This is a genomic window from Streptomyces sp. NPDC044044 (assembly GCF_056434405.1).
The window spans coordinates 14,873-40,226 of record NZ_JBWKFG010000013.1; the positions used below are offsets into that span (position 1 = coordinate 14,873).

Below are 25,354 nucleotides of genomic sequence, written 5' to 3' on the forward strand. Positions count from 1 at the left end.
AGCCCACAAGGAGAACGCTGCACATGACTACGCCTGACATCCGCGTCGAGAAGGGCCACGCCGAGCCCGAGGAGGTCGCCGCCATCACGGCGATCCTGCTGGCCCGCAGCGCCGCTGCCACCGCGCAGGCGCCCGCGCCCCGCCGTGGCCGCGACAAGGCCGGCTGGCGCCGCCTGGAGCGCAGCCCCGGCTTCCGCGCCCCGCACAGCTGGCAGGGCTAGCCCCCACCGCCTGACAAGGCCCCGCACCACTTCCGGTGCGGGGCCTTCGTGCTGCCGGGACGCACCCGCGGACGAACACGATGGGCCCCGCACCCACCTGAGGGTGCGAGGCCCATTCACGTACAGGCAAGGACCGCTAACGCAGCCTGGCCATCAACGCGTGCTCCACGAGCGTGATCAAACCGCTCTTCGCGTCCGCGCGATGCCGCGCGTCCGTCGTGATGATGGGGGTGTCCGGGCCGATCTGCAGCGCCTCACGCACCTCGTCCGGCGTGTACGGCTGGTGGCCGTCGAAGCCGTTGAGGGCGATGACGAAGGGCAGGCCCGAGTTCTCGAAGTAGTCGACCGCGGGGAAGCAGTCGGCGAGACGGCGGGTGTCGACCAGGACCACCGCGCCGATGGCGCCGCGTACGAGGTCGTCCCACATGAACCAGAAGCGGTCCTGACCGGGCGTACCGAAGAGGTACAGGATCAGGTCCTGGTCCAGGGTGATGCGGCCGAAGTCCATGGCCACCGTGGTGGTGGTCTTGTCCCCGGTGTGGGTGAGGTCGTCGATGCCCGCGGACGCGGACGTCATGACGGCCTCGGTGCGCAGCGGGTTGATCTCAGAGACCGCTCCGACGAACGTGGTCTTGCCCACGCCGAAGCCGCCCGCCACCACGATTTTCGCGGAAGTGGTGGAGCGGGCTGTTGCTCCGCCGCTAGAGCTTGCGAAGTCCACTGAGCACCCTTTCGAGCAGTGTCACGTCTGGCTGGCCGCCGGCGGACTCGTCGCCGCCCGGCTGATGGATGGCGACAAGTCCGGCCTCCGCCAGGTCGGCTACGAGGATCCGGGCGACGCCGAGGGGAATGGTGAGAAGTGCCGAGATCTCAGCGACTGACTTGATCTCGCGGCACAGATTGCAGATCCGCTGATGCTCGGGCAACTGGCCCTGAAGCTGGTGCGGTTGGGCGGTGGTGTGCACCAGCGCCTCGATGGCGAGCTGGTAGCGGGGCCTGGTGCGGCCGCCCGTCATGGCGTACGGGCGCACCAGGGGGTTGCTCGCAGAACCTGCGGGCGCCGCTTCCGGGGCGCGTCGCTGTGGTTGCACTGGCTGGATCCTGGGGGTGTGAGGCTGCTCGTACGGGCTCTGGCGGGGGCCCGGCTGCTGCGGCTGCTGATAGGGCCTGCGGTGCTGGCTGGGCGCGGAGGGGAAGTTGTAACGGTTCGGCGCCCCGTCGTGCGGCCCCTGCCCCTGGCCGTGACCAGGCGACCAGTTGGCCGATGACGAACCGTCCGGGGGTGTTCCTGAACCTGCCACGTACTCCTCCTCCGACTGTGCCGGGCACCATCATTCTGGAGCCGCGTCCCGAAACCTTACGGCCACGGGACGCGAAAACGCACCGTACGTCTACTAGTTGAGAAGGCTCCCCTGCAGCTCCGCACGCAGGTCGGGCGTGAGTACGGTGCCGGCGCGGTCGACAAGAAGCGCCATCTCGTACCCAATGAGACCGATGTCCGCATCCGGGTGGGCGAGGACGGCCAGCGAGGAGCCGTCGGAGATGGACATAAGGAAGAGAAATCCTCGCTCCATCTCCACAACGGTCTGGGTCACGGAACCGCCCTCGAAGATCCGGGAGGCCCCGGCGGTGAGGGAGGTCAGACCGGATGCGACGGCCGCGAGCTGGTCGGCCCGGTCGCGGGGGAAGCCTTCGGACATCGCCAGAAGGAGTCCGTCGGCGGAGACCACCACCGTGTGGGACACCCCAGGGGTGTTGTCCACGAAGTTGGTGATCAACCAGTTCAGGTTCTGCGCCGCCTGGCTCATCGGGCTCACACTAACGCTCCTGGTTGTAGGTGCTGTCAGGACCGAAGCCCTGGCCATTCGTGGTGTCACTGCCTGCGCTGCGTCCCCGCTGGACGCCGCGGCGCAGGTTGCTCAGCCGACCCCGAACGTCCTCGGGGTCGCGGGAGACCTGAGGGCCGCCCTGTGGGGTCTGTTCCGCCGTGCCCTCGACCAGATTGGCCTTGGGCACCCGCTTCGGGAGACCGGACGGGGTGACGCCACCCGCCTTGGGCTCCTTCAGGGACTCGGCGCGATGCCAGCGGTCGTCGTTGGACGTACGCCAGCTGCTGTCGTCGTTGTTGCCGAACGCGTCGCCGGTCGGGGCTGCCGCCGGGGCGCTGCCGTTGCCGGTCGCACCCGTGGAGCCGCGGCGCGGGAGACCCGCTGCGGTCGTGTCGTGGACTGCGGACGGGGCCGGTCCGGGACGCTCGAAGCCTACGCGGTCGGCGCCGTTCGCGGGAGCCGCCGGACCAGATTCCGGTTCCGGAGAGTACTCGGCCTGATACGCGCCCGAGTTGTTCTCGTATCCGTCACGCGAGGGCCAGTCGTCCTGGTGAGAGCGGTCCGGGTAGGCCACGAAGGGCTCGGAGACGGCACCCGTACGAGCGGCGTGATCGTCGTGACCGGCCTCCGTATAGGGGGCGTCCTGGTAGCTCTCCTGCGCCGGGTAGTACGCGTCCTCGTACGCCGGTTGTGCGGCCTGGCCCTGGTTGTACTCGTCGTACGCCGGCGCCTGCTGGTCGTACGAGGGGTCGTAGCCGCCCTGCTGGTCGTATCCCTGCTGACCGTCGACCTCGTCGCGGAAGAGCGGACGGCCGTCGGCGGACTGCGCCTGCGCCTCCAGAGCGGCACGCCGCTCCTCGCGCATCAGCGAGCGGCCCACCGGGTCGAGCTCCTGGGCGTCGGCGCCGTCGCCGTTGTAGCGGCTGTCGTCGAAGCCCAGTTCGGCCGCCGTACGCATCGGCTGGTGGTTGAAGGACGGCTGCTCCGGGGCGTGCTGCTCCGGCATGATCGAGGAGACAGTGAACTCGGACTCGGGCAGCTGGTTCTCGCCGCCGCCACCGTGCGTGATCCCGTCCGGGAGCATGACGAGCGAGGTCGTGCCCGCCTGCTCGCCCGAGGGGCGCAGCTGGACGCGGATGCCGTGCCGGTCGGAGAGCCGGCCGACCACGAACAGGCCCATGCGCTGCGAGATCGCGGCGTCCACCGTCGGCGGGTTGGCCAGCTTGTGGTTGATGTCCGCGAAGTCCTCGGCGGTGAGGCCGATGCCCTTGTCGTGGATCTCGACCATGATGCGGCCGTCGGGCAGCCGGGTCGCGGTGACGCGGACCTTGGTCTGCGGCGAGGAGAACGTGGTGGCGTTCTCCAGGAGCTCGGCGAGCAGGTGCACGAGGTCGGTCACGGCGAGGCCGTGGATCTCGGCCTCGGGGACACCCGAGAGCTCGACGCGCTCGTACTGCTCCACCTCGGATGAGGCGGCGCGCAGGACGTCGACCAGCGGGACCGGCTGGTCCCAGCGGCGTCCCGGCTCCTCGCCGGAGAGGACCAGGAGGTTCTCGCCGTTGCGTCGCATACGGGTCGCCAGGTGGTCCAGGCGGAAGAGGCTCTCCAGCTGGTCCGGGTCGGCCTCGTTGTTCTCCAGGTCGGTGATGAGGGTCAGCTGGCCCTCGATCAGGGACTGGTTGCGGCGCGAGAGGTTGGTGAAGATCGCGTTGATGTTGCCCCGGAGCAGAGCCTGCTCGGCGGCGAGCCGCACGGCCTCGCGGTGCACCTGGTCGAAGGCGCGGGCGACCTCGCCGATCTCGTCCGTGGAGGAGATCGGGATGGGCTGTACGCGGGTGTCGACGCGGCCGGGGTCGGTGCGCGAGAGCTGGTCGACCAGCATCGGCAGGCGCTGCTCGGCGATGCCGAAGGCGGCCGTACGCAGCTGGCGCATCGCCTTGGACATCTGGCGGGCCATCATCCCGGCCAGGATGAAGGCGGCGAGCAGCGCGATCACGACGATGGCGCCGGTGATGTACGCGTTGCGCTGGGCGTCGGCGGCGATGTCCGACGCCTCGGTCACGGCCTTGTCGGCCAGGTCGGACTCGATGGTGCGGTACGCGTCGAACTTGGCGGAGGTGGTGGCCCACCAGGCCTCGGGGGTGACGCCCTTACCGGCGAGGGCGACCCGGGCGCTGGGCTGCGTGCTCTGCAGCTGCGCCATGGCAGCGACCATCGCCTCGGACGACGGCGGCGGGACGAACGTCTCGCCCTTGGCCTTGGCGGCGGCAGCGGCCTGCTTGGCCTGCTTCTCGCCGTCGGCCTTCAGCTGCTTCTTCGCGGCCTCGAGCTTGGCGACGTCCGCGGGGGTGCCGCCGCCCGTGTACTCCTCGATGGCGATGCCTTCGAGGTAGGCGTACGAGGAGAGCGCCACGCGCTGCTTGGCGAGGCTGGTGGCGGTGGGGCCGGGCTTGACGAGCAGGTGGGTGCCGAGGGAGCGCTGCAGGGAGAGCGCGGCCTTGGTCAGCGAGATCGCGTAGACGGTGCGGCCGTAGCTGGTGATGTTTCCGGTGCCCAGACCGAGTTCGTTGGCGAACTCCATCAGGGGGTGCTGGATGGCGACGTAGCCCTCTTCGGTCTGCGCGCCGGAGAGCTTGGAGGTGTAGGCGGCCTGCCGCAGGGACTGCAGACCCGGCTCCACCTTGTGGAAGCCTTCGAGGCGGCGCTCGAGGCCTTCCTTCTGCGGCATGTTCTCGGCGGCGGCGTCGAACTCGTTCGCGGCCTCGTCGGTGGCCTTGCGGGCCTTCACGACGACCGGGTCGTTCTTCTTGCCGCGCAGCAGCGGAGCGGCGGAGAGGTCACGCTCTTCGATGAGGCGGTTGCCGTAGTTCAGGGAGGCCTGCACGAGGCGGGCCGTCGCCTCGGCGTCCTGGGCCTCGCTCCAGGTGTCGATCGAGCCCTTGACCTGGAAGCCGCCCATGACGAGACCGACGAGCACGGGTATGAGGAGGATCGCGTTCAGGCGGGTCGGCACGCGCCAGTTGCGCGGGGACATTCTGCCGCCGGTGGGCGCCGGCGGCTCCATGCCCTGCACATCGGTGGGGGACGCCGCTGTGCGCGGCGGCGGGGTGAAGTTGCCCCGCGTGTCCCGCGTATGCGGCGGTGCGGGGCTCGTCTTGCTTCGCCTCACTCGACCAACAACCTCTCGGCGGCGGGACCTACACCGGTCCCGCTGTCGTCTCCAAGGCCCGTGCTACTGGGCAGTTCAGCGCATTCCAGCACGTCAGGGGGTCCTCTACCAAACAGTGAGAAGCGCTGGTTCCGAGTGGTGTAAGCCTCAGATAAAACGGTCAAATAGAGCGAGCCCCGCCAAAAGGCGGGGCTCTTGTGCGCACAGCGGCACCGGATGACCGCGACGCGTGGCGGCGCCCGGTCAATTCTCTGTCGAAACGTTATGAACAGAGCGGTCATCCGTGTCAAAGGACACAGACCGCTCTGTGGAATCTACGGCAACTGCCGTACGGCCTCGTCTACTTGAGTCGTGCCATAAGTGCGTGCTCGACCAGCGTGATCAGGCCACTCTTTGCGTCCGCACGGTGTCGCGCGTCGGTCGTGATGATCGGCGTATTGGGGCCGATCTGGAGAGCCTCGCGCACCTCGTCCGGCGTGTACGGCTGGTGGCCGTCGAAGCCGTTGAGGGCGATGACGAAGGGCAGGCCCGAGTTCTCGAAGTAGTCGACGGCCGGAAAGCAGTCGGCGAGACGGCGGGTGTCGACCAGCACGACGGCGCCGATGGCGCCGCGTACGAGGTCGTCCCACATGAACCAGAAGCGGTCCTGACCGGGTGTACCGAAGAGGTACAGGATCAGGTCCTGGTCCAGGGTGATGCGGCCGAAGTCCATGGCCACCGTGGTGGTGGTCTTGTCCCCGGTGTGGGTGAGGTCGTCGATGCCCGCGGACGCGGACGTCATGACGGCCTCGGTGCGCAGCGGGTTGATCTCGGAGACGGCGCCGACGAACGTGGTCTTGCCGACGCCGAAGCCGCCCGCCACCACGATCTTCGCGCTGGTGGTGGAGCGAGCTGTCGCTCCGCTGCTAGAGCTTGCGAAGTCCACTGAGCACCCTTTCGAGCAGTGTCACGTCAGGCTGACCGCCGGCGTTCTCGTCGCCGCCGGGCTGGTGAATGGCGACGAGCCCGGCCTCCGCCAGGTCGGCCACGAGGATCCGGGCCACGCCGAGGGGCATGGAGAGCAGCGCCGACACCTCGGCCACCGACTTGACCTCACGGCAGAGGTGGCAGATGCGCTGGTGCTCCGGGAGCAGCCCCATCAGCTGCGCCGGGTCGGCCGTCGTGCTTACCAGCGCCTCTATCGCGAGCTGGTAGCGGGGCCTGGTCCGGCCGCCGGTCATCGCGTAAGGACGCACCAGCGGCTGGTCGCCTTCAATGCCGTACGACGCGTGAGAGCCGTACGGGTCGTGAGAGGCGTTGGGCGGGGTCATGGATCCTCCGGGCGGGACAGCAGGTGGTCTGCGTGCCGTCTGATAGAGCCGGTGGGGGGCACCAGGTTGGCCGGACGGTGGTCAGTACGTTCGGTCGGTGGGGCGGCCGATGGAGAGAGCTAGTGCAGCAGGCTGCCCTGCAGTTCGGCGCGGAGGTCCGGGGTGAGGACGGCGCCCGCGCGGTCGACGAGCAGCGCCATCTCGTATCCGACAAGGCCGATGTCGCACTCGGGGTGCGCGAGCACGGCCAGGGACGAACCGTCGGAGACCGACATGAGGAAGAGGAACCCCCGCTCCATCTCCACCACGGTCTGGGTGACGGCGCCGCCCTCGAAGATCCGGGAGGCCCCGGCGGTGAGGGAGGTCAGTCCCGACGCCACCGCGGCCAGCTGGTCGGCGCGGTCACGCGGGAAGCCCTCGGACATCGCCAGAAGGAGGCCGTCGGCGGAGACCACGACGGTGTGGGACACCCCGGGGGTGTTGTCCACGAAGTTCGTGATCAACCAGTTCAGATTCTGTGCCGCCTGGCTCGGACTCAACTAACGCTCCTGCTGGTGAGTGGGGAAGCTGCCGGTCTGGCCGGTACCGGCCTGGCGACCCTGCTGGATGCCCCGACGGAGATTCGTCAGCCGGCCGCGTACCTCTTCGGGCGCACGCGAGACCTGCGGACCTGTGCTGTCCTGCTGCTGCTGTGCGGTGCCCGCGACGAGGTTGGCTCGCGGGACACGGCGCGGCAGGCCGGACGTGGTGACGCCACCTGCGGACGGCTGCCGGACGCGCTCGGCCTGTCGGCCCAGCTCGTCGTTGGGGGAGGTGCGCCAGGATGCGGCGCTGCCGTTCGTGACGTTGCCGAAGTTGCTGTTGCCGCCGCCGGTTCCGTTGGACGCGGGGGCGGGCGCCGCGGCCGGGCGCTGGGGCGCGGCCGGGTTCTGCGGCTGCTGTCCCTGCGGACGCTGCCCCTGGGGCCGCGAGGGGAGCGGCGACGAGGGCTGCGGGCGCTGTGGACGCTGGGGCTGCTGCTGCAGCGGCTCGGGCGCATCGGGCGCATCGGGCGCGGGGGAGCGTTCGCCGCCCTGCTGACCCTGCTGTCCTTGCTGCTGCTGTTGCTGCTGGAACCAGTTGGTCTCCAGCGTGTCGAACAGCGGGGTGCGGCCGTCGCCGGGACCGGCGGGCGGCAGCCCTTCCGGCTGCGCGGGCTGCTGGGGCTGTACGGGCTGCTGCTGCACCGGAGGCACCGGCGGGATGCCGAGCTGGCCGCCCTGACCCTGACCCTGACCGGGGCCCTGGCCGGGTCCCTGGCCACGCCGAGGCGCGTCGCCCGCGTCACGGCCACCGCGCTGCTGCGGCGCACCGGCGCCCGGCGCCCCGCCGTTGTAGCCGGGGGCGCTGGTGCCGGGACGCTGGAACTGACCCGTGCCGGACGAGGTGTCCTGGCCGCCGAAGACATCCGGGCGGACGAACTGGCCGGTGCCCTGCTGGCCCTGGCCCTGGCCCTGTCCCTGGTTCTGGCCCTGACCGCCCTGCTGGCCCGCGTTCTGCGGCGAACCCGTGCCGGGCGGCGGTCCGTTGAAGTCGGGCCGCGCGAACTCGGCGGTCGAACCGGGGCCCTGCGAGGGGGAGCCGGCCGTGGGGTGCGGGAACTGTCCGGTGGACTCCGGCTCCTCGTGCCCGCGCGGGGTGTCGAAGGGCTCGCGTGAGACCTGCGGCTGCGCGTTCTCGTCGCTCCAACTGGGCACGCGCGGCTGCGGGTTGCCCCCGGGAAGCTCGGCACGCGGACCACCGCGCGGCGGCAGCTGCGGCCTGCGTCCCTGGTCCCCCGCGTTGTTCGCGGAGGGGTTCACGGGCGCGGCCGGATTCACCGGATTCGTACGCTGCTGAGGTACGGGAGGCTGCGGCGCGGACTGGCCGCGGCCACCGCCCTGCCCGCCACCGAAGAGGCTGCCACCGGAACCGCCCGGGGCACCGGCGCCCTGTCCGGGCGGCCCCTGCCGGGGAGGCTGCTGACCGGAAGGACCCGCAGGCGCGGACGGCGAACCGGTCCGCGAACCCGCGTCACGAGCGGGAAGCGCGGCCCGCGGCCCCGTACCCGTCACCTGACCGCGCGGCGGACCCGCACCGAGCCGGCCCGCGGAACCCGCGGGACCCGCCGAGCCGGGCGCACCGTTGCCGCCGCCGTTCCCGGCGCCGACTCCACGACGTGCCGCTGCGGCACCCGCGGACGCCTGCGCGGCGACGGGGCCACCGCCCTGGCCGGGAGCGGGCGCACCGGGCTTGTTCGGCGCCTTCTTGCCGCCCTGGGCGACATCGATGGGCAGCATGACGAGCGCGGTGGTGCCGCCGGAGTCCGAAGGACGGAGCTGGATGCGGATGCCGTGACGCTGCGACAGACGGCCGACCACGAACAGACCCATGCGGCGCGAGACCGAGACGTCCACGGTGGGCGGCGACGCGAGCCGCTCGTTGATCGCGGCGAGGTCCTCGGGAGACAGGCCGATGCCCGTGTCGTGGATCTCGATGAGCACACGGCCGTCGGGCAGCGCGTGACCGGTGACCTTGACCTTCGTCTGCGGAGAGGAGAACGACGTCGCGTTCTCCAGGAGCTCGGCGAGCAGGTGCACGAGGTCGTTGACCACGCGTCCTGCGACCTCGGTCGTCGGGACCGCGGAGAGCTCGATGCGCTCGTACTGCTCCACCTCGGACGCGGCGGCACGCAGCACGTCGACGAGCGGAACGGGCCGGGTCCAGCGGCGGCCGGGCTCTTCACCGGCGAGCACGAGGAGGTTCTCGCCGTTACGGCGCATGCGGGTCGCGAGGTGGTCGAGCTTGAAGAGCGAGGAGAGCTGGTCGGGGTCGGCCTCGCGCGACTCCAGCTCGGAGATGAGCGAGAGCTGGCGCTGGATGAGGCCCTGCGAGCGGCGCGAGAGGTTGGTGAACATCGCGTTGACGTTGCCTCGGAGGAGCGCCTGCTCGGCGGCCAGACGGACCGCCTCGCGGTGCACGTCGTCGAAGGCCGCGGCCACCTGGCCGATCTCGTCCCGGGAGTGCACACCGACGGACTCGACGGAGGTGTCGACGTCCTGCGGGTCGGCCTCGGAGAGCTGCTTGACGAGCTCGGGCAGCCGGTCCTGGGCGACCTTGGTCGCGGTGTCCTGGAGGCGCCGCAGCGAGCGGATCATGGACCGGGCCACGACGAAGGCGCCGACGAGCGAGACACCGAGGACGAGCAGGATCAGCGCACCGTTGAGGATGGCGGCCTGCTCGGACTCGTTGCGCAGCTCGCGGGCCTTCTGCTCCATCTCGTTGAGCAGCGTGAGCTCGATCTTGGACATCGCGTCGATCTTGGTGGTGTCGGCGTCCACCCAGTCCTTGTACGAGCGCTTGTCCTGGAGCTTGATGCCGCCCTCCTGCTCAAGCACACGCTTGGCGTAGGAGTCGGCGCCCTTGATGGACGAGTTGCCGCCGTCGATGGGCTTGGTCAGCTCGTCGGGGTTGCCCGCGTAGATGCCCTTGAAGGCATCCAGCTCGGAGTTCTCCTTGTCGAGCGCGGACCAGCCGTAGCGGCGGTCGGTCTCGGAGATCTTGCCGAACGTGCTGTCGCCCGCGGGGAGCGAGGCGGCGATCACGGCGCGCTGCACCGAGGCGTACTCCTTGGCGGAGGAGAAGGCCGTCAGGGCGCGGGTGCGCTGGATCATGTCCGGGTTGCTGGTCGCCTGCGCCATGTCGGAGGACAGGGTCAGCAGCTGCTCGATGAGCTGGCTGTAGGCGTCGACCGTCTGCGACGTGGAGTTCGAGTCGCTGTAGGCGTTCTTGCGTACGTCGTTGATCTTCTGGAGCTGCTGGGTGATCTCGACCGTGTTGGCCCGGACGCCGAGGAGACCCTTGTCGCCGTCGGTGTTGTCGAGGTCCTGCGTCTCCTGGAGGAAGCGGTTGTAGGCGCGGTCCGTCTTCTGCCGGGAGCCCTTGACCACGTAGTCCGAGGAGTTCGCGCCGTGCGCGAGGGGACCTGCCGAGCGGTCGCGCTCCTCCTGGAGCGCGGAAGCCAGCTCGGTGGCCCGCTTGGTCATGTCCGTCAGCAGCTTCATGTTGTTGAGCTGCTGGATCTCGTCCATGGACTCGTTGATGCGCAGCGCGCCGAGGGACGTCGCGGTGATCACGGGGAGCGCGAGCAGCGAGACCAGACGGGTGGAGATGCGCCAGTTGCGCAGGGCTATTCGGGAGCCGGGGCCTGTGGGCGACTTGACCGTGCCCGTCGAACCGCCCGGGTTCGCGGCGGATGTGGGCAGACTTCCGCCACCGGAACCGCGCACGGTCCCGGGACCGTTGTCGCCGGACGGTACCTGCCCGGGGTTCTGGGCGTGCTGGGGCGAGGAGCCGCGGTCGGTCCCGCCGCGCTCCGGCTCCGCCGCAGCGCTGCTGCCATCCCTCTTGAAACGTCCCTGCACTAGCGTCGCAACCTCTGGACCAGGCGTCCCTCCGCACAAACGGCGGGACGGTGTCGGCGTCGTGGGGCGCAGAACGCCCCATGGTGGTCGTGAGTGAGCCGGCGCTGCTCCCCTTTCCCGCCGCCACTCGGCGCTGCGTTGCGCCCCTGCGCGCCGGTTCGATCCCGCGGCGGTCCCGGGAATTCCAGCACAGTGCAGGATCTCCAACAAGGCCCGTGTGTCGCGTCGCGACCTCCGTGACACGGCGTGAGTGCCGCGTCACGAGACGTAGAAAGTGATCCGGGGCAAAACGGGCGATTAGCCCCGGCAGGCCCGCAGGTAAGCGGTGTCCCAGTCTTCATGATCGGGAGCGGAATGATGGCTTCAGTGGGGCAATGTCCGATTCCAACAAGGTCTCCACGGGCCTGAATTGACCTATTTGCCCGCTCGCTCGTGAGCAAACTCACATCAAGATCAAGGCCTCATCCGGGCTTTGGCCGGGAATTGGATGTTTAGCCTGGCGCTTTACAGGGATGGCGAATCCGACAACCCGCGTCCACCACACGACGCTCAACTGACAGGGCATGAAGAGCAGATGAAGACTGTGAAGTCGGCGATGTTCCACAACATAGCCAACCCGCGCCGCACCACCCTCGCCCACCTCACGGACGCGCAGGAGGTCGCCCCGGCCGCCGACCAGCCCGAGCACGCCGTCGAACTCCCGACGGTGACGGCCAACCCCCGCCGCACGGTCCTGATGACGGCGCCCGAGGCTTTCAGCCCGTCCGGCGTCTGAGCCCGAGGCTCCAGTCCGTCCGGCGTTCGAGGGCGAGCGCGCGGCGCGATCGACGGAGGCCGCGGGCGCGCGGGCACGGGAGGCTCCGCGGCACACGGCCACGTTAGCCTGGGGTGTCAGACCCTCCCCCTCCAGCAAAGGGCACCGCTCTTGCGCATCGCCAGGTTCTCCATCGACGGCAACGTCGCCTTCGGCGCGGTCGAGGGCGAAAGTCCCCCCGGAACGACCGACGGGCTCGTCCTCGACATCATCAAGGGCATCCCGTTCGCGGACTTCGAGCTCTCCGGCACGAAGGTCCCGCTGAGCAAGGTCAGGCTGCTGCCGCCGGTGCTCCCCAACAAGGTCGTGGGCATCGGCCGCAACTACGCGGACCACGCGAAGGAGCTCGGCAACGAGGTCCCCGACACCCCCGTCGCCTTCTTCAAGCCGTCCACCTCGGTGATCGGCCCCGGCGACGCCATCGCGTACCCCTCCTTCTCGCAGGAGGTGCACTACGAGGCCGAGCTGGCCGTGGTCATCGGCCGCATGTGCCGCGAGGTCCCGCGCGAGCGCGCCCGTGACGTCATCCTCGGCTACACCTGCGCCAATGACGTCACCGCGCGTGACGTGCAGAAGCGCGAGAACCAGTGGGCCAGGGCCAAGGGCTTCGACAGCTCCTGCCCGCTCGGCCCCTGGGTGGAGACGGAGCTCGACCCCTCCGACCTCACCATCCAGTGCACGGTCAACGGCGAACAGCGCCAGCTGGGGCGTACGGCCGAGATGGTCCGCTCCATCGAGGACCTGATCGTGCACATCTCCGAGGCCATGACGCTGCTCCCGGGCGACGTCATCCTCACGGGCACCCCGGCAGGGGTCGGCCCCCTCAACGTCGGCGACGAGGTCGCCGTCACCATCGAAGGCATCGGCACTCTCACCAACAAGGTGATCAAGCGTGGCTAACGCGAACGTCCGCGTACGTTTCTGTCCCTCGCCGACCGGCAACCCCCACGTGGGCCTGGTCCGCACCGCTCTCTTCAACTGGGCCTACGCCCGGCACAACGAGGGCTCCCTGGTCTTCCGCATCGAGGACACCGACGCGGCGCGCGACTCGGAGGAGTCGTACGAGCAGCTGCTCGAGGCGATGCGCTGGCTGGGCTTCGACTGGGACGAGGGCCCCGAGATCGGCGGCCCGCACGCGCCGTACCGCCAGTCGCAGCGCATGGACATCTACCAGGACGTCGCCGCCAAGCTCCTGGACGCCGGGCGCGCGTACTACTGCTACTGCTCCACGGAGGAGCTGGACGCCCGCCGCGAGGCCGCCCGCGCCGCCGGCAAGCCGTCCGGTTACGACGGCCACTGCCGCGACCTGACCGCCGAGCAGCGCGCCGCGTACGACACGGAGGGCCGCAAGCCCATCGTGCGCTTCCGCATGCCCGACGAGGCGATCACGTTCACGGACCTGGTCCGCGGCGAGATCACCGTCCAGCCGGAGAACCTTCCGGACTACGGCATCGTCCGCGCCAACGGAGCACCGCTCTACACCCTGGTGAACCCGGTCGACGACGCCCTGATGGAGATCACCCACGTCCTGCGCGGCGAGGACCTGCTCTCCTCGACCCCGCGCCAGATCGCCCTGTACAAGGCGCTTGCCGACCTGGGCATCGCCAAGGAGACCCCGGCCTTCGGCCACCTCCCGTACGTCATGGGCGAGGGCAACAAGAAGCTGAGCAAGCGTGACCCCCAGGCATCGCTCAACCTCTACCGCGAGCGCGGCTTCCTCCCCGAGGGCCTCCTCAACTACCTGTCCCTCCTGGGCTGGTCGTTCTCCGCGGACCAGGACGTCTTCTCGATCCCCGACATGGTCGCCAAGTTCGACCTCGCGGACGTGAACGCCAACCCGGCCCGCTTCGACCTGAAGAAGGCCGAGGCGATCAACGCCGACCACATCCGCATGCTGGACGTGAAGGCCTTCGCCGCGGCCTGTGAGCCGTGGCTGAAGGCCCCGCACGCCAACTGGGCCCCCGAGGCCTTCGACCAGGCGGCCTGGGAGGCCATCGCCCCCCACGCCCAGACCCGCATCAAGGTCCTCTCCGAGATCACGGAGAACGTGGACTTCCTCTTCCTGGACGAGCCCGTCGAGGACGAGGCGTCCTGGACGAAGGCCATGGGCAAGGGCGACCCGGCCGCGCTCCTGACGACGGCCCGCGCCAAGCTCGACGCCGCCGACTGGACGTCCCCCGAGTCCCTCAAGGAGGCCGTCCTGGCCGCCGGCGAGGAGCACGGCCTCAAGCTCGGCAAGGCCCAGGCCCCGGTCCGCGTGGCCGTCACGGGCCGCACGGTCGGCCTGCCCCTCTTCGAGTCCCTGGAGATCCTGGGCAAGGAGAAGTCGCTGTCCCGCATCGACGCGACGCTGGCGAAGCTGGCCGCGTAGGCACGCACGGACAGAGGTACGCACGGACAGAACGAAGGACCCGGAAGCCGCGACGGCTCCCGGGTCCTTCGCATACCGTCGGAGACATGACGATCAAAGCCGTGGTCTGGGACGTAGACGACACGATCTTCGACTACGCGCACGCCGACACCACCGGCATGCACGCCCACCTCACCGCCGAAGGCCTCATCGAGCGGTACGAGACCGCCGAGCGCGCCCTCGTGCTGTGGAAAGAGGTCACCGAGCGCCACTGGGCACGCTTCAGCGCCGGGGGGATCGAGTTCGAGGCCCAGCGCCGCGATCGCGTACGCGAGTTCCTGGACGCCGTCATGACCGACCAGGAGGCGGACGCCTGGTTCGCGCGTTATCTCGGTCACTATGAATCCGCCTGGACCCTCTTCCCGGACACCGTCCCCACCCTGGACGCCCTCGCCGCCGAGTACCGCCAGGCGGTCCTCTCCAACTCCGCTCTGGTCGTCCAGGAGCGCAAGTTGAGCGTTCTCGGGGTGCGTGACCGCTTCGAAGCCGTCCTGTGCGCCGCCGAACTCGGCGTCTCCAAGCCCGCGCCCGAGGCGTTCCTCGCGGTGTGCACGGCGATGGGGCTGCGGCCCGAGGAGATCGCCTACGTAGGGGATCAGCCGGAGATCGACGCCAGGGGTGCCCGTGACGCCGGGCTTCTCGGGATCTGGCTCGACCGCAACAGCGCATCCCAGGAAGGCCCGTCGGGGGTGCACCGCATTACGTGTCTCGCCGAGCTGCCCGCACTGCTCCGCTCCGATACCCGTTTTGGAGCGCCGTCCACCTTCGGGTAATGTTCTTCCTGCGCCGCCCGAGAAGGCCGAAAGGTCCGATCAGGAAGCGCAAGTCGATCAAAGATCCCGCAAGGGGTTGCGTATCGATGGCCTATGGTGTAATTGGCAGCACGACGGTTTCTGGTTCCGTTAGTCTAGGTTCGAGTCCTGGTAGGCCAGCTCGCAGAGCTTATCTGCAACGCCCCCGTTGTGTAGCGGCCTAGCACGCCGCCCTCTCAAGGCGGTAGCGCCGGTTCGAATCCGGTCGGGGGTACAGATCCTTCCCATGGAAGCAGTCCGGGTCGCACCCACTGCAGCCGATGCAGGATCGCTAGGGCCCCCGTTGTGTAGCGGCCTAGCACGCCGCCCTCTCAAGGCGGTAGCGCCGGTTCGAATCCGGTCGGGGGTACGCAGGGTCTAGCTGGTCTAGACCACAGTGGGCTATGGTGTAATTGGCAACACGACGGTTTCTGGTTCCGTTGTTCTAGGTTCGAGTCCTGGTAGCCCAGCGCAGTACAGCAGGACAGAGCAGTAGCGCAGGAGAAGCTAGCCCCCGTTGTGTAGCGGCCTAGCACGCCGCCCTCTCAAGGCGGTAGCGCCGGTTCGAATCCGGTCGGGGGTACGCGAATGGACAAGGGGCCTTTCCGCAAGGGAGGGCCCCTTCGTCATTCCTCCGGCGTTTCCGGTCCGCCCGAACTCTCCTGCCCGTAGCGGCGGTTGGACTCCTCGGCCTGGGCGAGCCTGCGCAGGCTCAGGAGGACCGGCTCGTACAGCACGGTGAGGGCGACCGCCGCCTCCAGCTGTTCGTCGGGCGACTCGTAACGCTCCACCAAGTTCAGGTCGGCGACGGCCAGTTGGCCGGCCGAGCGCGCGTAGGGCGCCAAGTCCTCGACGGCGCAGGGGTATCCGAGCCTGGCCAGCGTCGCGACCGCGGTCACGAGCATTCCGTACGCCGGCGAATCGGGCCCGTAGTCCTGGCCGTACTGCCAGCCGAGCCGTTCCAGCAGGGCGTCCACCGTGTGACGGGCCGTCTGTGTCGCCGGATCTTCGGCGGCGGGTTCGGGGCCGTGGGGGAGTGCCCAGACCGCCACGCCCAGACGGGAGTTGTGGTCCAGGGAGTCGTCCTCCAGGGCGGTGAGCACATCCCGGGCGGAGGCGATCGGCACCCGGCCCACCTGGATGAGCGCCCGGACGAGGCGCAGCCGCTGCAGGTGCTTCTCGTCGTACTCGGCCTGCGTCGCCGTCACGCGGCGGCCCGGCGGGAGCAGTCCCTCGCGCAGGTAGTACTTGATCGTGGCCGTCGAGACCCCGCTGCGCGTGCTGAGCTCCGCCAGTCTCATCGGCTCGCTTCTCCTCTTTTCCCCTTGCGCATCCACTTGGTGAGTGACACTATCCAATCATGGATAGCGGAACTATCCAACGCTCTCCTGAACGCTCTCTGAAGGGGGAACCATCGTGAGCACCAAGCCGATCGAAGGGCGCATGACCGCCGATGCGCAGGGCGGTGTCACCGTCTTCACCATCGGGATGCGCGTCAACAACTTCCGCGCCGTGCGCAGCTGGTGGCCCGTCCTCCGGGCGATGCCGCGGATGCTCAAGGAGCTGTCCGTGGACCGGGGGATCGGCATGCTGGACTATCAGCTGCTGCTCGGCGCTCCGCGCGTGCTGTACGTGGTGCAGTACTGGGAGTCGCCGGAGAAGCTGCTCGCGTACGCGTCCGATCAGGGCAAGGAGCACCGGCCCGCCTGGGCCGCCTTCAACCGGCGGATGCGGGAGGGCAAGGGGAAGGTCGGCTTCTGGCACGAGACGTATGTGGTGCCGGCCGGGGCCCATGAGGCGGTGTACGTGAACATGCCGGAGTTCGGCCTCGGCAAGGCCATCGGTGTGGTGCCGGTCGGCCGCCGGGGGGACAGGGCGGCCGACCGGCTCAAGGCGGCCTGACAGCGGACAGGAAAACGCCCGAGGGGCCGCCGCGGCGTTGAGGCGGCCCCTCGGGCGTTCTGTGTGCTGTCTGTGGACGGTGCGGGCTCAGCCCGTGCGGCGCAGTGCCTCGGACAGGCGCCCGGCGGCGTCGATGATGGCCTGGGCGTGCATCCGGCCCGGGTGGCGCGTGAGGCGCTCGATCGGCCCGGAGACGGATACGGCGGCGACCACGCGGTTCGAGGGGCCGCGCACGGGGGCGGAGACCGACGCGACGCCCGGCTCCCGCTCGCCGATCGACTGGGCCCAGCCCCGGCGGCGTACGCCCGAGAGGGCCGTGGCCGTGAAGCGGGCGCCCTGGAGGCCGCGGTGCAGGCGCTCCGGCTCTTCCCAGGCCATCAGGATCTGCGCGGACGAGCCGGCCTTCATCGTGAGCGTCGAGCCGACCGGGACCGTGTCCCGCAGGCCCGAGAGGCGCTCGGCCGCGGCGACGCAGATGCGCATGTCGCCCTGGCGGCGATAGAGCTGCGCGCTCTCGCCCGTCACGTCACGCAGGTGCGTGAGGACCGGGCCCGCCGTGGCGAGCAGGCGGTCCTCGCCGGCCGCCGCCGCGAGTTCCGACAGGCGCGGGCCGAGAATGAAACGGCCCTGCATGTCGCGCGCCACCATCCGGTGGTGTTCCAGTGCCACGGCGAGGCGATGTGCCGTGGGTCGTGCGAGTCCGGTGGCCGCGACCAGACCCGCGAGGGTGGCCGGACCGGACTCCAGGGCGCTCAAGACGAGAGCCGCCTTGTCGAGAACGCCGACGCCGCTAGAGTTGTCCATGCGTCGATACTCGCGTCTCACTCTGTGAAACGCAAGTTCAATTTTCCATGGAACACGTCACCCTGTACGTGCGATCCGCGGACCAACGGAAAGCGGTCCACGCGCGGCACGAGGGGTACGGGCGTGGACGAACAATTCTCTAGTTGGGCCGGCACAAGACAGCCGGTCGGAGGGAAAGCGATGGGTAGGACACTCGCGGAGAAGGTCTGGGACGACCACGTCGTCCGGCACGCCGAAGGCGAGCCCGACCTCCTCTTCATCGATCTGCACCTGCTGCACGAGGTGACGAGCCCGCAGGCCTTCGACGGCCTCAGGCAGGCCGGCCGCCCGGTGCGGCGTCTCGACCTCACCATCGCCACCGAGGATCACAACACCCCGACCCTCGACATCGACAAGCCGATCGCGGACCCGGTCTCGCGGGCGCAGTTGGAGACGCTGCGCAAGAACTGCGCCGAGTTCGGGGTGCGCCTGCACTCGCTCGGCGACGTCGAGCAGGGCGTCGTCCACGTGGTGGGCCCGCAGCTGGGCCTGACCCAGCCCGGCACCACCGTGGTCTGCGGCGACTCCCACACCTCCACGCACGGCGCCTTCGGCGCGCTGGCGTTCGGCATCGGCACCTCCCAGGTCGAGCACGTCCTGGCCACGCAGACGCTGCCGATGGCCCCGCCGAAGACCATGGCCATCACCGTCGACGGCGAACTGCCCGACGACGTCACGGCCAAGGACCTGATCCTCGCCATCATCGCCAAGATCGGCACCGGCGGCGGCCAGGGCTACGTCCTGGAGTACCGCGGCTCCGCCATCGAGAAACTCTCGATGGAAGCCCGCATGACCATCTGCAACATGTCGATCGAGGCAGGCGCCCGCGCCGGCATGATCGCCCCCGACGCGACCACCTTCGACTACATCGAGGGCCGTGACCACGCCCCGAAGGGCGAGGAGTGGGACGCGGCGGTCGCGTACTGGAAGACCCTGAAGACGGACGAGGACGCGGTCTTCGACGCCGAGGTCTACATCGACGCCACCCAGCTCGCGCCGTTCGTCACCTGGGGCACCAACCCGGGCCAGGGCGCGCCGCTCTCGGCGAACGTCCCCGATCCTGCTTCGTACGAAGACGCCTCGGAGCGGTACGCCGCCGAAAAGGCCCTGGAATACATGGGGTTGACCGCCGGGCAGGCGCTGCGCGACATCAAGGTCGACACCGTCTTCGTAGGTTCGTGCACCAACGGCCGTATCGAGGACCTGCGTGCGGCGGCCTCCATCGTCGAGGGCCGCAAAGTCGCCGACGGCGTACGGATGCTGGTCGTCCCCGGCTCGGTCCGGGTCGCCCTCGAGGCCGTCGCGGAGGGCCTGGACAGGGTCTTCACCGCCGCCGGCGCCGAATGGCGGCACGCGGGCTGCTCGATGTGCCTGGGCATGAACCCCGACCAACTGGCCCCCGGCGAGCGCTCCGCGTCGACGTCCAATCGCAACTTCGAGGGCAGGCAGGGCAAGGGCGGCCGCACCCATCTGGTGTCGCCCCAGGTGGCCGCCGCCACCGCGGTGACGGGCCACTTGGCCTCACCCGCCGACCTGACCGATGCCCCTGACGCCCCCGTCACCGCCGGAGTCTGAGAGCCATGGAAGCATTCACCACGCACACCGGCCGGGCCGTTCCGCTGCGCCGCAGCAACGTGGACACCGACCAGATCATCCCCGCCCACTGGCTGAAGAAGGTCACCCGGGACGGATTTGAGGACGGGCTCTTCGAGGCCTGGCGCAAGGACGGCGAGTTCATCCTGAACAAACCCGAACGTGAGGGTGCGACGGTCCTGGTCGCGGGTCCCGACTTCGGAACGGGCTCCTCGCGTGAGCACGCCGTCTGGGCGCTGCAGAACTACGGCTTCAAGACCGTCATCTCCTCGCGCTTCGCCGACATCTTCCGCGGCAACTCGCTGAAGAACGGCCTGCTCACCGTCGTGCTCGACCAGAAGGTCGTGGACGCGCTCTGGGCTCTGACGGAGGCCGACCCGCAGGCCGAAATCACCGTTGACCTGCAGGATCGCCAAGTTCGCGCCGAGGGCGTCACCGCCGACTTCGAGCTCGACGAGAACGCCCGCTGGCGTCTCCTGAACGGTCTGGACGACATCAGCATCACGCTCCAGAACGAGCCGGACATCGCCGCGTACGAGTCGAAGCGCCCCTCGTACAAGCCGCGGACGGTGCAGGTCTGACACCCCCGCAACACCCTGGTGTACCCCCAATCGTGGACGGTTGGGGGTACATCTGTGTCTGCCCCCTTTGTGGTGGGCCATGACCTGAACGGGTGGTGTCAACTCCCTTGATTCGGACGGCAGAAGAGGCTTGAAATCCCCTTGTACTCGCTCTGAGCGGGTACCCTCAGGAGGGCGCCGGATGTGGGTAGTTACCCCCTGCGGAGGCGACAACTCGCCCCAGATGGCACAATCGGTGCATGGAACGTGACAGCCAACTCGAGCTCTACGGGCTTGTTGCGGACCAACTGAAGGAAGCGCACTCAAGGGTGCGTGCACTGCAAGTCCCGGAGGGCGTACGGATGGCGCTGACCCGGAAGCTGCTGGTCATTACGGCCGCGGCCAAACACGATCTCGCCGATGCGGCAAGGCGTCTGGAGCGATTGATGGAGTCCATCGACGAGGCCGACGAGGGCCGATTCCCCGAAGATGCCTGAGCCACAAGGCTCAAACGGCCCTTCGAGGAGCCTTCGAGGAACTCATGGACAGCCGAGTTCGTTGCGGCACAAGGGTGATTAGCCCGTTTCGTGTTTGATTTGCGGTATATATCTGCCTAACGTGCGAAAAAGCCTGGCGAATACGCTCGGGCGAGGTCTCCGAAGGGGAAGACGTGAACAAGGCGCAGCTCGTAGAAGCGATTGCCGACAAGGTGGGTGGCCGTCAGCAGGCCGCCGACGCCGTGGACGCGGTTCTGGACGCAGTCGTCCGTGCCGTCGTCAGCGGAGACCGTGTTTCGGTCACCGGTTTCGGCTCGTTCGAGAAGGTGGACCGTCCGGCCCGTTACGCCCGCAACCCGCAGACCGGGGAGCGCGTTCGGGTCAAGAAGACCTCGGTTCCGCGTTTCCGCGCAGGACAGGGCTTCAAGGACCTGGTGAGCGGCTCGAAGAAGCTCCCGAAGAACGACGTCGCGGTCAAGAAGGCGCCCAAGGGCAGCCTTTCGGGCGGCAGCGCTTCGGCGACCGTGAAGAAGGCAGCGGCCAAGAAGGCCACCGCCAAGAAGGCGACCGCGAAGAAGGCCGCCACCGCCAAGAAGGCCACCGCCAAGAAGACGACGGCGACGGCGAAGAAGGCGACCGCCAAGAAGACCACCGCCAAGAAGGCGACGGCGACGGCCAAGAAGGCGGCCACGGCCAAGAAGGCGACGGCCAAGAAGACCGCTCCCGCCAAGAAGGCCACCGCCAAGAAGACCGCGCCGGCCAAGAAGGCCACCGCCAAGAAGGCGCCCGCCAAGAAGTCGACGGCGCGCAAGACCACCGCCAAGAAGGCGACCGCCCGCAAGAAGTAAGGGCACGAGGGCACTCACGCGCCGGGCCGGGCTCCCCACTGGGAGCCCGGCCCGCGGCGTGTGCGGTGGTGCCTGCCGGGACGTCCCCGGACGGCCCTCAGAACGTCTGCAGCGTCACCAGAGTGATGCGGCGCTGCTCGCCCTCTCCCTCGACCTCGATCCGTACCCGCTGGCCGGGCCTCAGGAGCCGCAGGCCACCCGCGTCGAACGCCGGGGGGTCGAAGGGCACCGGGGTGCCGTCGTCGAGCAGCACGCTGCCGCTGCGGGTCTCGGAGTCGTACGTGTACGCGGTCGCCTGCATGGGGGAAGCGTACTCAGTCGGCGATCAGGAGCCTCGCGGCAGCCGTCGCCGTACGCGGCCCGACGCCCAGAGCGAGGGCGGCCCGCAGATCGTCGCCGGTGTCCACGTCCTGGCGCACGGAGTCGACGCCTTCGAGCGGAAGTTCCACCGCACCCGAAGCCGCGTGCCGGGAACGGGACGCCGCGCCGAATGCGGGACGCAATTCCGTGCGGGGGGCCGCGGACAGCAGTGTCGTACCGATTCCCGCGGCATCCGCGAGGAAAGAACGGGGAAATGGAGCCGCCCCGTCGAGTACCCGGGCCAATTCCATGGGGCGCAGTGCCGGGAGATCCGCATTCAGCGCCGCGACAGCCGATTGTGGCCGCCCGGCGCGCACCGCCGCCGCTCCGTGCGCCAGGGCCGCGTTGAGGCCGCCCGCGGGTTCGTCCCGCAGGATCCGGGCCCCCAGCGCCGCCAGCTCGCGCCCGGCGCGGCCGTCGTCCGTGACGACCACCACATCCCGTACCGCGGGACAGGCCAGCGCGGCGGCCACGGTGTCCTGTGCGAAGGCGAGGGCGAGGCCCGGACGCAGGGTGTCGCCGGTGGCGGCGGTGAGCCTGCTCTTGGCGCGCTCCAGCGGTTTCAGGGGTATGACCAGGGTCCACTGCACGGGGGGCGGCTCCGTCCTTCGCGTCGCGCCCATTGTGACCTGCTGACCGGGGCACTAGCGGGGCCGGGTTGCGGGGGCGGGCGTACGGTGTTCTCGACAGACCGGCAGCCTGGGGCGACACTTGTGCGGCCGACCAGGTTCATGGAGGAAGGTGTCCGAGTGTCCCGCCGCAGAATCGGCTTCTGGTACCGCCTGGCGGCGGTCATCGCCAAACCGCCCCTGGTGGTTTTCTTCAAGCGGGACTGGCGAGGAATGGAACACATTCCGGCCGACGGCGGATTCATCACCGCGGTGAATCACAACTCGTATATCGACCCGCTCTCGTACGCGCATTTTCAGTACAACACCGGACGAGTGCCCCGTTTCCTGGCAAAGGACGGCCTTTTCAAGGACGGGTTCGTCGGCAAGGTCATGAAGGGCACGGGCCAGATCCCGGTCTACCGCGAGACCACGAACGCGCTCGACGCCTTCCGTGCCGCTGTCGACGCGATCGAGCGCGGTGAGTGCGTGGCGTTCTACCCCGAGGGCACCCTCACCAGGGACCCCGAGATGTGGCCGATGACGGCCAAGTCCGGTGCCGCGCGGGTCGCCCTGCGCACCAAGTGCCCGGTGATCCCCGTCGCGCAGTGGGGCGCCAACCTCGCGCTCCCCCCGTACAGCAAGAAGCTCAGCCTCTTCCCGCGCAAGAAGCTGCAGGTGCTCGCGGGCGAGCCGGTCGACCTCTCGCGCTTCTACGACAAGGAACCCAGCCCCGAGATCCTGCGGGAGGTGACCGAGACCATCATGGCCGCGGTCACCGAACTCCTGGAGGAGGTCCGGCAGGAGAAGGCCCCCGAGATCCCGTACGACCCCCGCAAGGCGCGGCTCGCGCAACGACGCAAGGCGGCGGACCGCGGCGGTCGCGGCGTCCCCCGGAACACCCCTGAGAACACCACGGAGGACAGCAAGTGACGAACCCGGTGAAGGCCGCCGTCTTCGGAACGGGCTCTTGGGGTACCGCCTTCGGCATGGTGCTCGCCGACGCCGGGTGCGACGTCACCCTGTGGGGCCGTCGCCCCGCACTCGTCGACGCGGTCAACTCCTCGCACAGCAACCCCGACTACCTCCCCGGTGTCGAACTCCCGGAGGGCCTCAGGGCGACCACCGACCCGGCAGAGGCCGCGGCGGGCGCCGACTTCACCGTGCTCGCCGTGCCCTCGCAGACGCTGCGCGGCAACCTCGCCGAGTGGGCGCCGCTGCTGGCCCCCGACACCGTGCTCGTCTCCCTCATGAAGGGCGTCGAGCTGGGCTCCGCGATGCGGATGAGCGAGGTCATCGAGGACGTCACGAAGGTCGCCCCCGACCGCGTCGCCGTCGTCACGGGCCCCAACCTCGCCCGCGAGATCGCCGCGAGGCAGCCCGCCGCCGCCGTGGTCGCCTGCCGCGACGAATCGATCGCGCAGCGCCTCCAGACCGCCTGCCACACGCCGTACTTCCGCCCGTACACGAACACGGACGTCGTCGGCTGCGAACTCGGCGGCGCCGTCAAGAACGTCATCGGTCTCGCCGTCGGCATCGCGGACGGCATGGGCCTCGGCGACAACGCCAAGGGCTCGCTCATCACGCGCGGCCTCGCCGAGACCACCCGTCTGGGCCTGGCGATGGGCGCGGACCCGCTGACGTTCTCCGGACTCGCGGGCCTGGGCGACCTGGTGGCCACCTGCTCGTCGCCGCTGTCGCGCAACCACACCTTCGGCACGAACCTCGGCAAGGGCATGACGCTGGAGGAGACCATCGCGGTCACCAAGCAGACCGCCGAAGGCGTCAAGTCCTGCGAGTCGGTGCTCGATCTGGCCCGCAGGCACGGCGTCGACATGCCCATCACGGAGACGGTCGTGGGCATCGTGCACGAGGGCACACCGCCCGTGGTCGCCCTCAAGGAGCTGATGTCGCGCAGCGCCAAGGCCGAGCGCCGCTGACTCTCCGGGGGCCAGCGGGTACTCTCAAGCCGATATGAGCAGCGAGAACCTCCCCCAGAGCCCCAGGCCGAGCACCGAGCAGAGCTCTGAGCTGCCGCTCCGCAAGCCGCGTGTGGCCGTCGTGTTCGGCGGCCGCAGTTCGGAGCACGGCATCTCGGTCGTCACGGCGGGCGCCGTACTGCGTGCCATCGATCGCACCAAGTACGACGTCCTGCCCATCGGCATCACGACGGACGGCCGCTGGGCCCTGACCGCCGACGATCCCGAGCGCATGGCGATCACCGACCGGCAGGTGCCCAACGTCGACGCACTCGCCGAGTCGGCCGACGGCGGCGTCGTGATGCCCCTGGACCCGAACAACCGCGAGGTCGTCTACAGCGAGCCCGGGTCCGTGCCCAAGGCGCTCGGCGAGGTCGACGTCGTCTTCCCGATGCTGCACGGTCCGTACGGCGAGGACGGCACGCTCCAGGGACTCCTCGAGCTCTCCGGAGTGCCCTACGTGGGCGCCGGAGTGCTCGCGTCGGCCGTCGGCCAGGACAAGGAGTACATGAAGCGGGTGTTCACCTCCTTCGGGCTGCCCGTCGGCCCGTACCTGGTGATCCGCCCGCGCGAGTGGGACCGCGACCAGCAGGCCGCCCGCAAGAAGATCGCCGAGTTCGCAGGCGAGCACGGCTGGCCGCTGTTCATCAAGCCTGCGCGCGGCGGCTCTTCGATGGGCATCACGAAGGTCGACTCCTTCGAGGGCCTCGACGAGGCGATCGAGGAGGCCCGCCGCCACGACCCCAAGATCCTGATCGAGTCGCTGCTGCGCGGCCGCGAGATCGAGTGCGGGGTCCTGGAGTTCGAGGACGGGCCGCGAGCGAGCGTGCCCGCCGAGATCCCGCCGGTGCAGTCGCACGACTACTACGACTTCGAGGCGAAGTACATCGACTCGACGCCCGGGATCGTGCCCGCACCGCTGACGCCCGAGCAGACCGCCGAGATCCAGCGGCTCGCCGTCGACGCCTTCGAGGCCACGTCCTGCGAGGGCCTGGTGCGCGCGGACTTCTTCCTCACCGAGGACGGGCAGTTCGTCATCAACGAGATCAACACGATGCCGGGCTTCACGCCCATCTCGATGTACCCGCAGATGTGGGAGGCGAGCGGCGTCAGCTACCCGGAGCTGGTGGACCGCCTCGTCCAGGCGGCCCTCAACCGGTCCACAGGGCTGCGCTAGC

The 25,354-nt window shown here is 69.5% G+C and carries 25 protein-coding genes and 5 tRNA genes; 18 read left to right on the forward strand and 12 right to left on the reverse strand.

Annotated elements, in window-relative coordinates:
- The first annotated feature begins 23 nt into the window (after positions 1 to 23).
- Entirely contained in the window at positions 24 to 221 is a 198-nt protein-coding gene (locus AC07AG_RS38910) for an acyl-CoA carboxylase subunit epsilon (RefSeq protein ID WP_249587538.1), read from the forward strand.
- A gap of 136 nt (positions 222 to 357) precedes the next feature.
- Here the strand turns inward: AC07AG_RS38910 and AC07AG_RS38915 are convergent, their stop codons facing one another.
- The 8 genes from AC07AG_RS38915 to AC07AG_RS38950 form a co-directional block, all read right to left on the reverse strand.
- Positions 358 to 942, reverse strand: a complete 585-nt coding sequence (locus AC07AG_RS38915; RefSeq protein WP_190084708.1) for a GTP-binding protein — start codon at positions 940 to 942, stop codon at positions 358 to 360.
- Positions 923 to 1,522 carry a DUF742 domain-containing protein gene (locus AC07AG_RS38920; protein WP_249587537.1) on the reverse strand — a complete coding sequence of 200 codons (600 nt, stop codon included), beginning with the start codon at positions 1,520 to 1,522 and terminating at the stop codon, positions 923 to 925. The genes AC07AG_RS38915 and AC07AG_RS38920 overlap by 20 nt, the downstream gene beginning before the upstream one ends.
- Before the next feature lie 93 nt (positions 1,523 to 1,615).
- Positions 1,616 to 2,029 (reverse strand): roadblock/LC7 domain-containing protein, encoded by a 414-nt coding sequence (locus tag AC07AG_RS38925; RefSeq protein ID WP_135330751.1) that lies wholly within the window; start codon positions 2,027 to 2,029, stop codon positions 1,616 to 1,618.
- 10 nt (positions 2,030 to 2,039) lie between these two features.
- On the reverse strand, positions 2,040 to 5,219 hold the full coding sequence (locus AC07AG_RS38930) for a sensor histidine kinase (protein WP_478761500.1): 3,180 nt from the start codon (positions 5,217 to 5,219) through the stop codon (positions 2,040 to 2,042).
- Between the two features lie 340 nt (positions 5,220 to 5,559).
- Positions 5,560 to 6,144: a GTP-binding protein gene (locus tag AC07AG_RS38935; protein ID WP_249587535.1), complete on the reverse strand. Its 585-nt coding sequence runs from the start codon at positions 6,142 to 6,144 to the stop codon at positions 5,560 to 5,562.
- Positions 6,125 to 6,529 (reverse strand): DUF742 domain-containing protein, encoded by a 405-nt coding sequence (locus AC07AG_RS38940; protein WP_190084712.1) that lies wholly within the window; start codon positions 6,527 to 6,529, stop codon positions 6,125 to 6,127. Before AC07AG_RS38940 ends, AC07AG_RS38935 begins: the two co-directional genes overlap by 20 nt.
- A gap of 119 nt (positions 6,530 to 6,648) precedes the next feature.
- Positions 6,649 to 7,068, reverse strand: coding sequence for a roadblock/LC7 domain-containing protein (locus AC07AG_RS38945; protein ID WP_098244998.1), 420 nt, complete (start codon positions 7,066 to 7,068; stop codon positions 6,649 to 6,651).
- Entirely contained in the window at positions 7,069 to 10,971 is a 3,903-nt protein-coding gene (locus AC07AG_RS38950; protein ID WP_478761502.1) for a sensor histidine kinase, read from the reverse strand.
- A 574-nt stretch (positions 10,972 to 11,545) separates the two neighbouring features.
- Between AC07AG_RS38950 and AC07AG_RS38955 the strand changes: the two genes are divergently transcribed.
- The 9 genes from AC07AG_RS38955 to AC07AG_RS38995 all read left to right on the forward strand — a co-directional run bounded on the left by AC07AG_RS38955 (position 11,546) and on the right by AC07AG_RS38995 (position 15,569).
- Positions 11,546 to 11,746, forward strand: a complete 201-nt coding sequence (locus AC07AG_RS38955; protein ID WP_478761504.1) for a hypothetical protein — start codon at positions 11,546 to 11,548, stop codon at positions 11,744 to 11,746.
- Between the two features lie 150 nt (positions 11,747 to 11,896).
- On the forward strand, positions 11,897 to 12,685 hold the full coding sequence (locus AC07AG_RS38960; RefSeq protein WP_249587532.1) for a fumarylacetoacetate hydrolase family protein: 789 nt from the start codon (positions 11,897 to 11,899) through the stop codon (positions 12,683 to 12,685).
- Positions 12,678 to 14,156, forward strand: coding sequence for a glutamate--tRNA ligase (gltX, locus tag AC07AG_RS38965; protein ID WP_478761505.1), 1,479 nt, complete (start codon positions 12,678 to 12,680; stop codon positions 14,154 to 14,156). The genes AC07AG_RS38960 and gltX overlap by 8 nt, the downstream gene beginning before the upstream one ends.
- Positions 14,157 to 14,242: 86 nt before the next feature.
- Positions 14,243 to 14,968 carry an HAD family hydrolase gene (locus AC07AG_RS38970; protein WP_478761506.1) on the forward strand — a complete coding sequence of 242 codons (726 nt, stop codon included), beginning with the start codon at positions 14,243 to 14,245 and terminating at the stop codon, positions 14,966 to 14,968.
- An 87-nt stretch (positions 14,969 to 15,055) separates the two neighbouring features.
- Positions 15,056 to 15,127: transfer RNA gene (locus tag AC07AG_RS38975), tRNA-Gln, on the forward strand.
- A 21-nt stretch (positions 15,128 to 15,148) separates the two neighbouring features.
- Positions 15,149 to 15,221: transfer RNA gene (locus AC07AG_RS38980), tRNA-Glu, on the forward strand.
- 62 nt (positions 15,222 to 15,283) lie between these two features.
- A tRNA-Glu gene (locus tag AC07AG_RS38985) sits at positions 15,284 to 15,356 on the forward strand.
- A 28-nt stretch (positions 15,357 to 15,384) separates the two neighbouring features.
- Positions 15,385 to 15,456 (forward strand) — tRNA-Gln (locus AC07AG_RS38990).
- Positions 15,457 to 15,496: 40 nt separating this feature from the next.
- Positions 15,497 to 15,569: transfer RNA gene (locus AC07AG_RS38995), tRNA-Glu, on the forward strand.
- Positions 15,570 to 15,612: 43 nt separating this feature from the next.
- Here AC07AG_RS38995 and AC07AG_RS39000 read toward each other — a convergent pair.
- A complete protein-coding gene (locus AC07AG_RS39000; RefSeq protein ID WP_478761508.1) occupies positions 15,613 to 16,287 on the reverse strand; it encodes a MerR family transcriptional regulator in 675 nt (224 codons plus the stop codon).
- Between the two features lie 142 nt (positions 16,288 to 16,429).
- Here AC07AG_RS39000 and AC07AG_RS39005 point away from each other — a divergent pair, with 142 nt between their 5' ends.
- Positions 16,430 to 16,888 carry a DUF4188 domain-containing protein gene (locus AC07AG_RS39005; protein WP_478761703.1) on the forward strand — a complete coding sequence of 153 codons (459 nt, stop codon included), beginning with the start codon at positions 16,430 to 16,432 and terminating at the stop codon, positions 16,886 to 16,888.
- Positions 16,889 to 16,975: 87 nt separating this feature from the next.
- On the opposite strand, the gene ndgR is transcribed toward AC07AG_RS39005, so the two are convergent.
- The gene (gene ndgR, locus AC07AG_RS39010) at positions 16,976 to 17,692 is read right to left on the reverse strand and encodes an IclR family transcriptional regulator NdgR (RefSeq protein WP_119295157.1); all 717 of its coding nucleotides are present in this window, start codon (positions 17,690 to 17,692) and stop codon (positions 16,976 to 16,978) included.
- A gap of 180 nt (positions 17,693 to 17,872) precedes the next feature.
- On the opposite strand from ndgR, the gene leuC reads away from it, so the two are divergent.
- The 4 genes from leuC to AC07AG_RS39030 all read left to right on the forward strand — a co-directional run bounded on the left by leuC (position 17,873) and on the right by AC07AG_RS39030 (position 21,229).
- Entirely contained in the window at positions 17,873 to 19,306 is a 1,434-nt protein-coding gene (gene leuC, locus AC07AG_RS39015) for a 3-isopropylmalate dehydratase large subunit (protein ID WP_478761510.1), read from the forward strand.
- 5 nt (positions 19,307 to 19,311) lie between these two features.
- Entirely contained in the window at positions 19,312 to 19,905 is a 594-nt protein-coding gene (gene leuD, locus AC07AG_RS39020; RefSeq protein ID WP_478761511.1) for a 3-isopropylmalate dehydratase small subunit, read from the forward strand.
- 239 nt (positions 19,906 to 20,144) lie between these two features.
- Positions 20,145 to 20,381, forward strand: coding sequence for an SCO5555 family protein (locus tag AC07AG_RS39025; RefSeq protein ID WP_249587526.1), 237 nt, complete (start codon positions 20,145 to 20,147; stop codon positions 20,379 to 20,381).
- Between the two features lie 173 nt (positions 20,382 to 20,554).
- Positions 20,555 to 21,229 (forward strand): HU family DNA-binding protein, encoded by a 675-nt coding sequence (locus AC07AG_RS39030; protein ID WP_478761513.1) that lies wholly within the window; start codon positions 20,555 to 20,557, stop codon positions 21,227 to 21,229.
- A 97-nt stretch (positions 21,230 to 21,326) separates the two neighbouring features.
- Here the strand turns inward: AC07AG_RS39030 and AC07AG_RS39035 are convergent, their stop codons facing one another.
- A complete protein-coding gene (locus tag AC07AG_RS39035; RefSeq protein WP_190084725.1) occupies positions 21,327 to 21,530 on the reverse strand; it encodes a hypothetical protein in 204 nt (67 codons plus the stop codon).
- A gap of 13 nt (positions 21,531 to 21,543) precedes the next feature.
- The gene (gene cofC / locus AC07AG_RS39040; protein WP_478761516.1) at positions 21,544 to 22,179 is read right to left on the reverse strand and encodes a 2-phospho-L-lactate guanylyltransferase; all 636 of its coding nucleotides are present in this window, start codon (positions 22,177 to 22,179) and stop codon (positions 21,544 to 21,546) included.
- A 159-nt stretch (positions 22,180 to 22,338) separates the two neighbouring features.
- Here cofC and AC07AG_RS39045 point away from each other — a divergent pair, with 159 nt between their 5' ends.
- Genes AC07AG_RS39045 through AC07AG_RS39055 form a run of 3 tightly spaced genes read left to right on the forward strand, consistent with a single transcriptional unit; the run spans position 22,339 to position 25,353 of the window.
- A complete protein-coding gene (locus tag AC07AG_RS39045) occupies positions 22,339 to 23,130 on the forward strand; it encodes a lysophospholipid acyltransferase family protein (RefSeq protein WP_478761517.1) in 792 nt (263 codons plus the stop codon).
- The gene (locus AC07AG_RS39050; protein ID WP_478761518.1) at positions 23,127 to 24,137 is read left to right on the forward strand and encodes an NAD(P)H-dependent glycerol-3-phosphate dehydrogenase; all 1,011 of its coding nucleotides are present in this window, start codon (positions 23,127 to 23,129) and stop codon (positions 24,135 to 24,137) included. Before AC07AG_RS39045 ends, AC07AG_RS39050 begins: the two co-directional genes overlap by 4 nt.
- A gap of 34 nt (positions 24,138 to 24,171) precedes the next feature.
- A complete protein-coding gene (locus AC07AG_RS39055; protein WP_478761519.1) occupies positions 24,172 to 25,353 on the forward strand; it encodes a D-alanine--D-alanine ligase family protein in 1,182 nt (393 codons plus the stop codon).
- Position 25,354 lies beyond the last annotated feature (1 nt).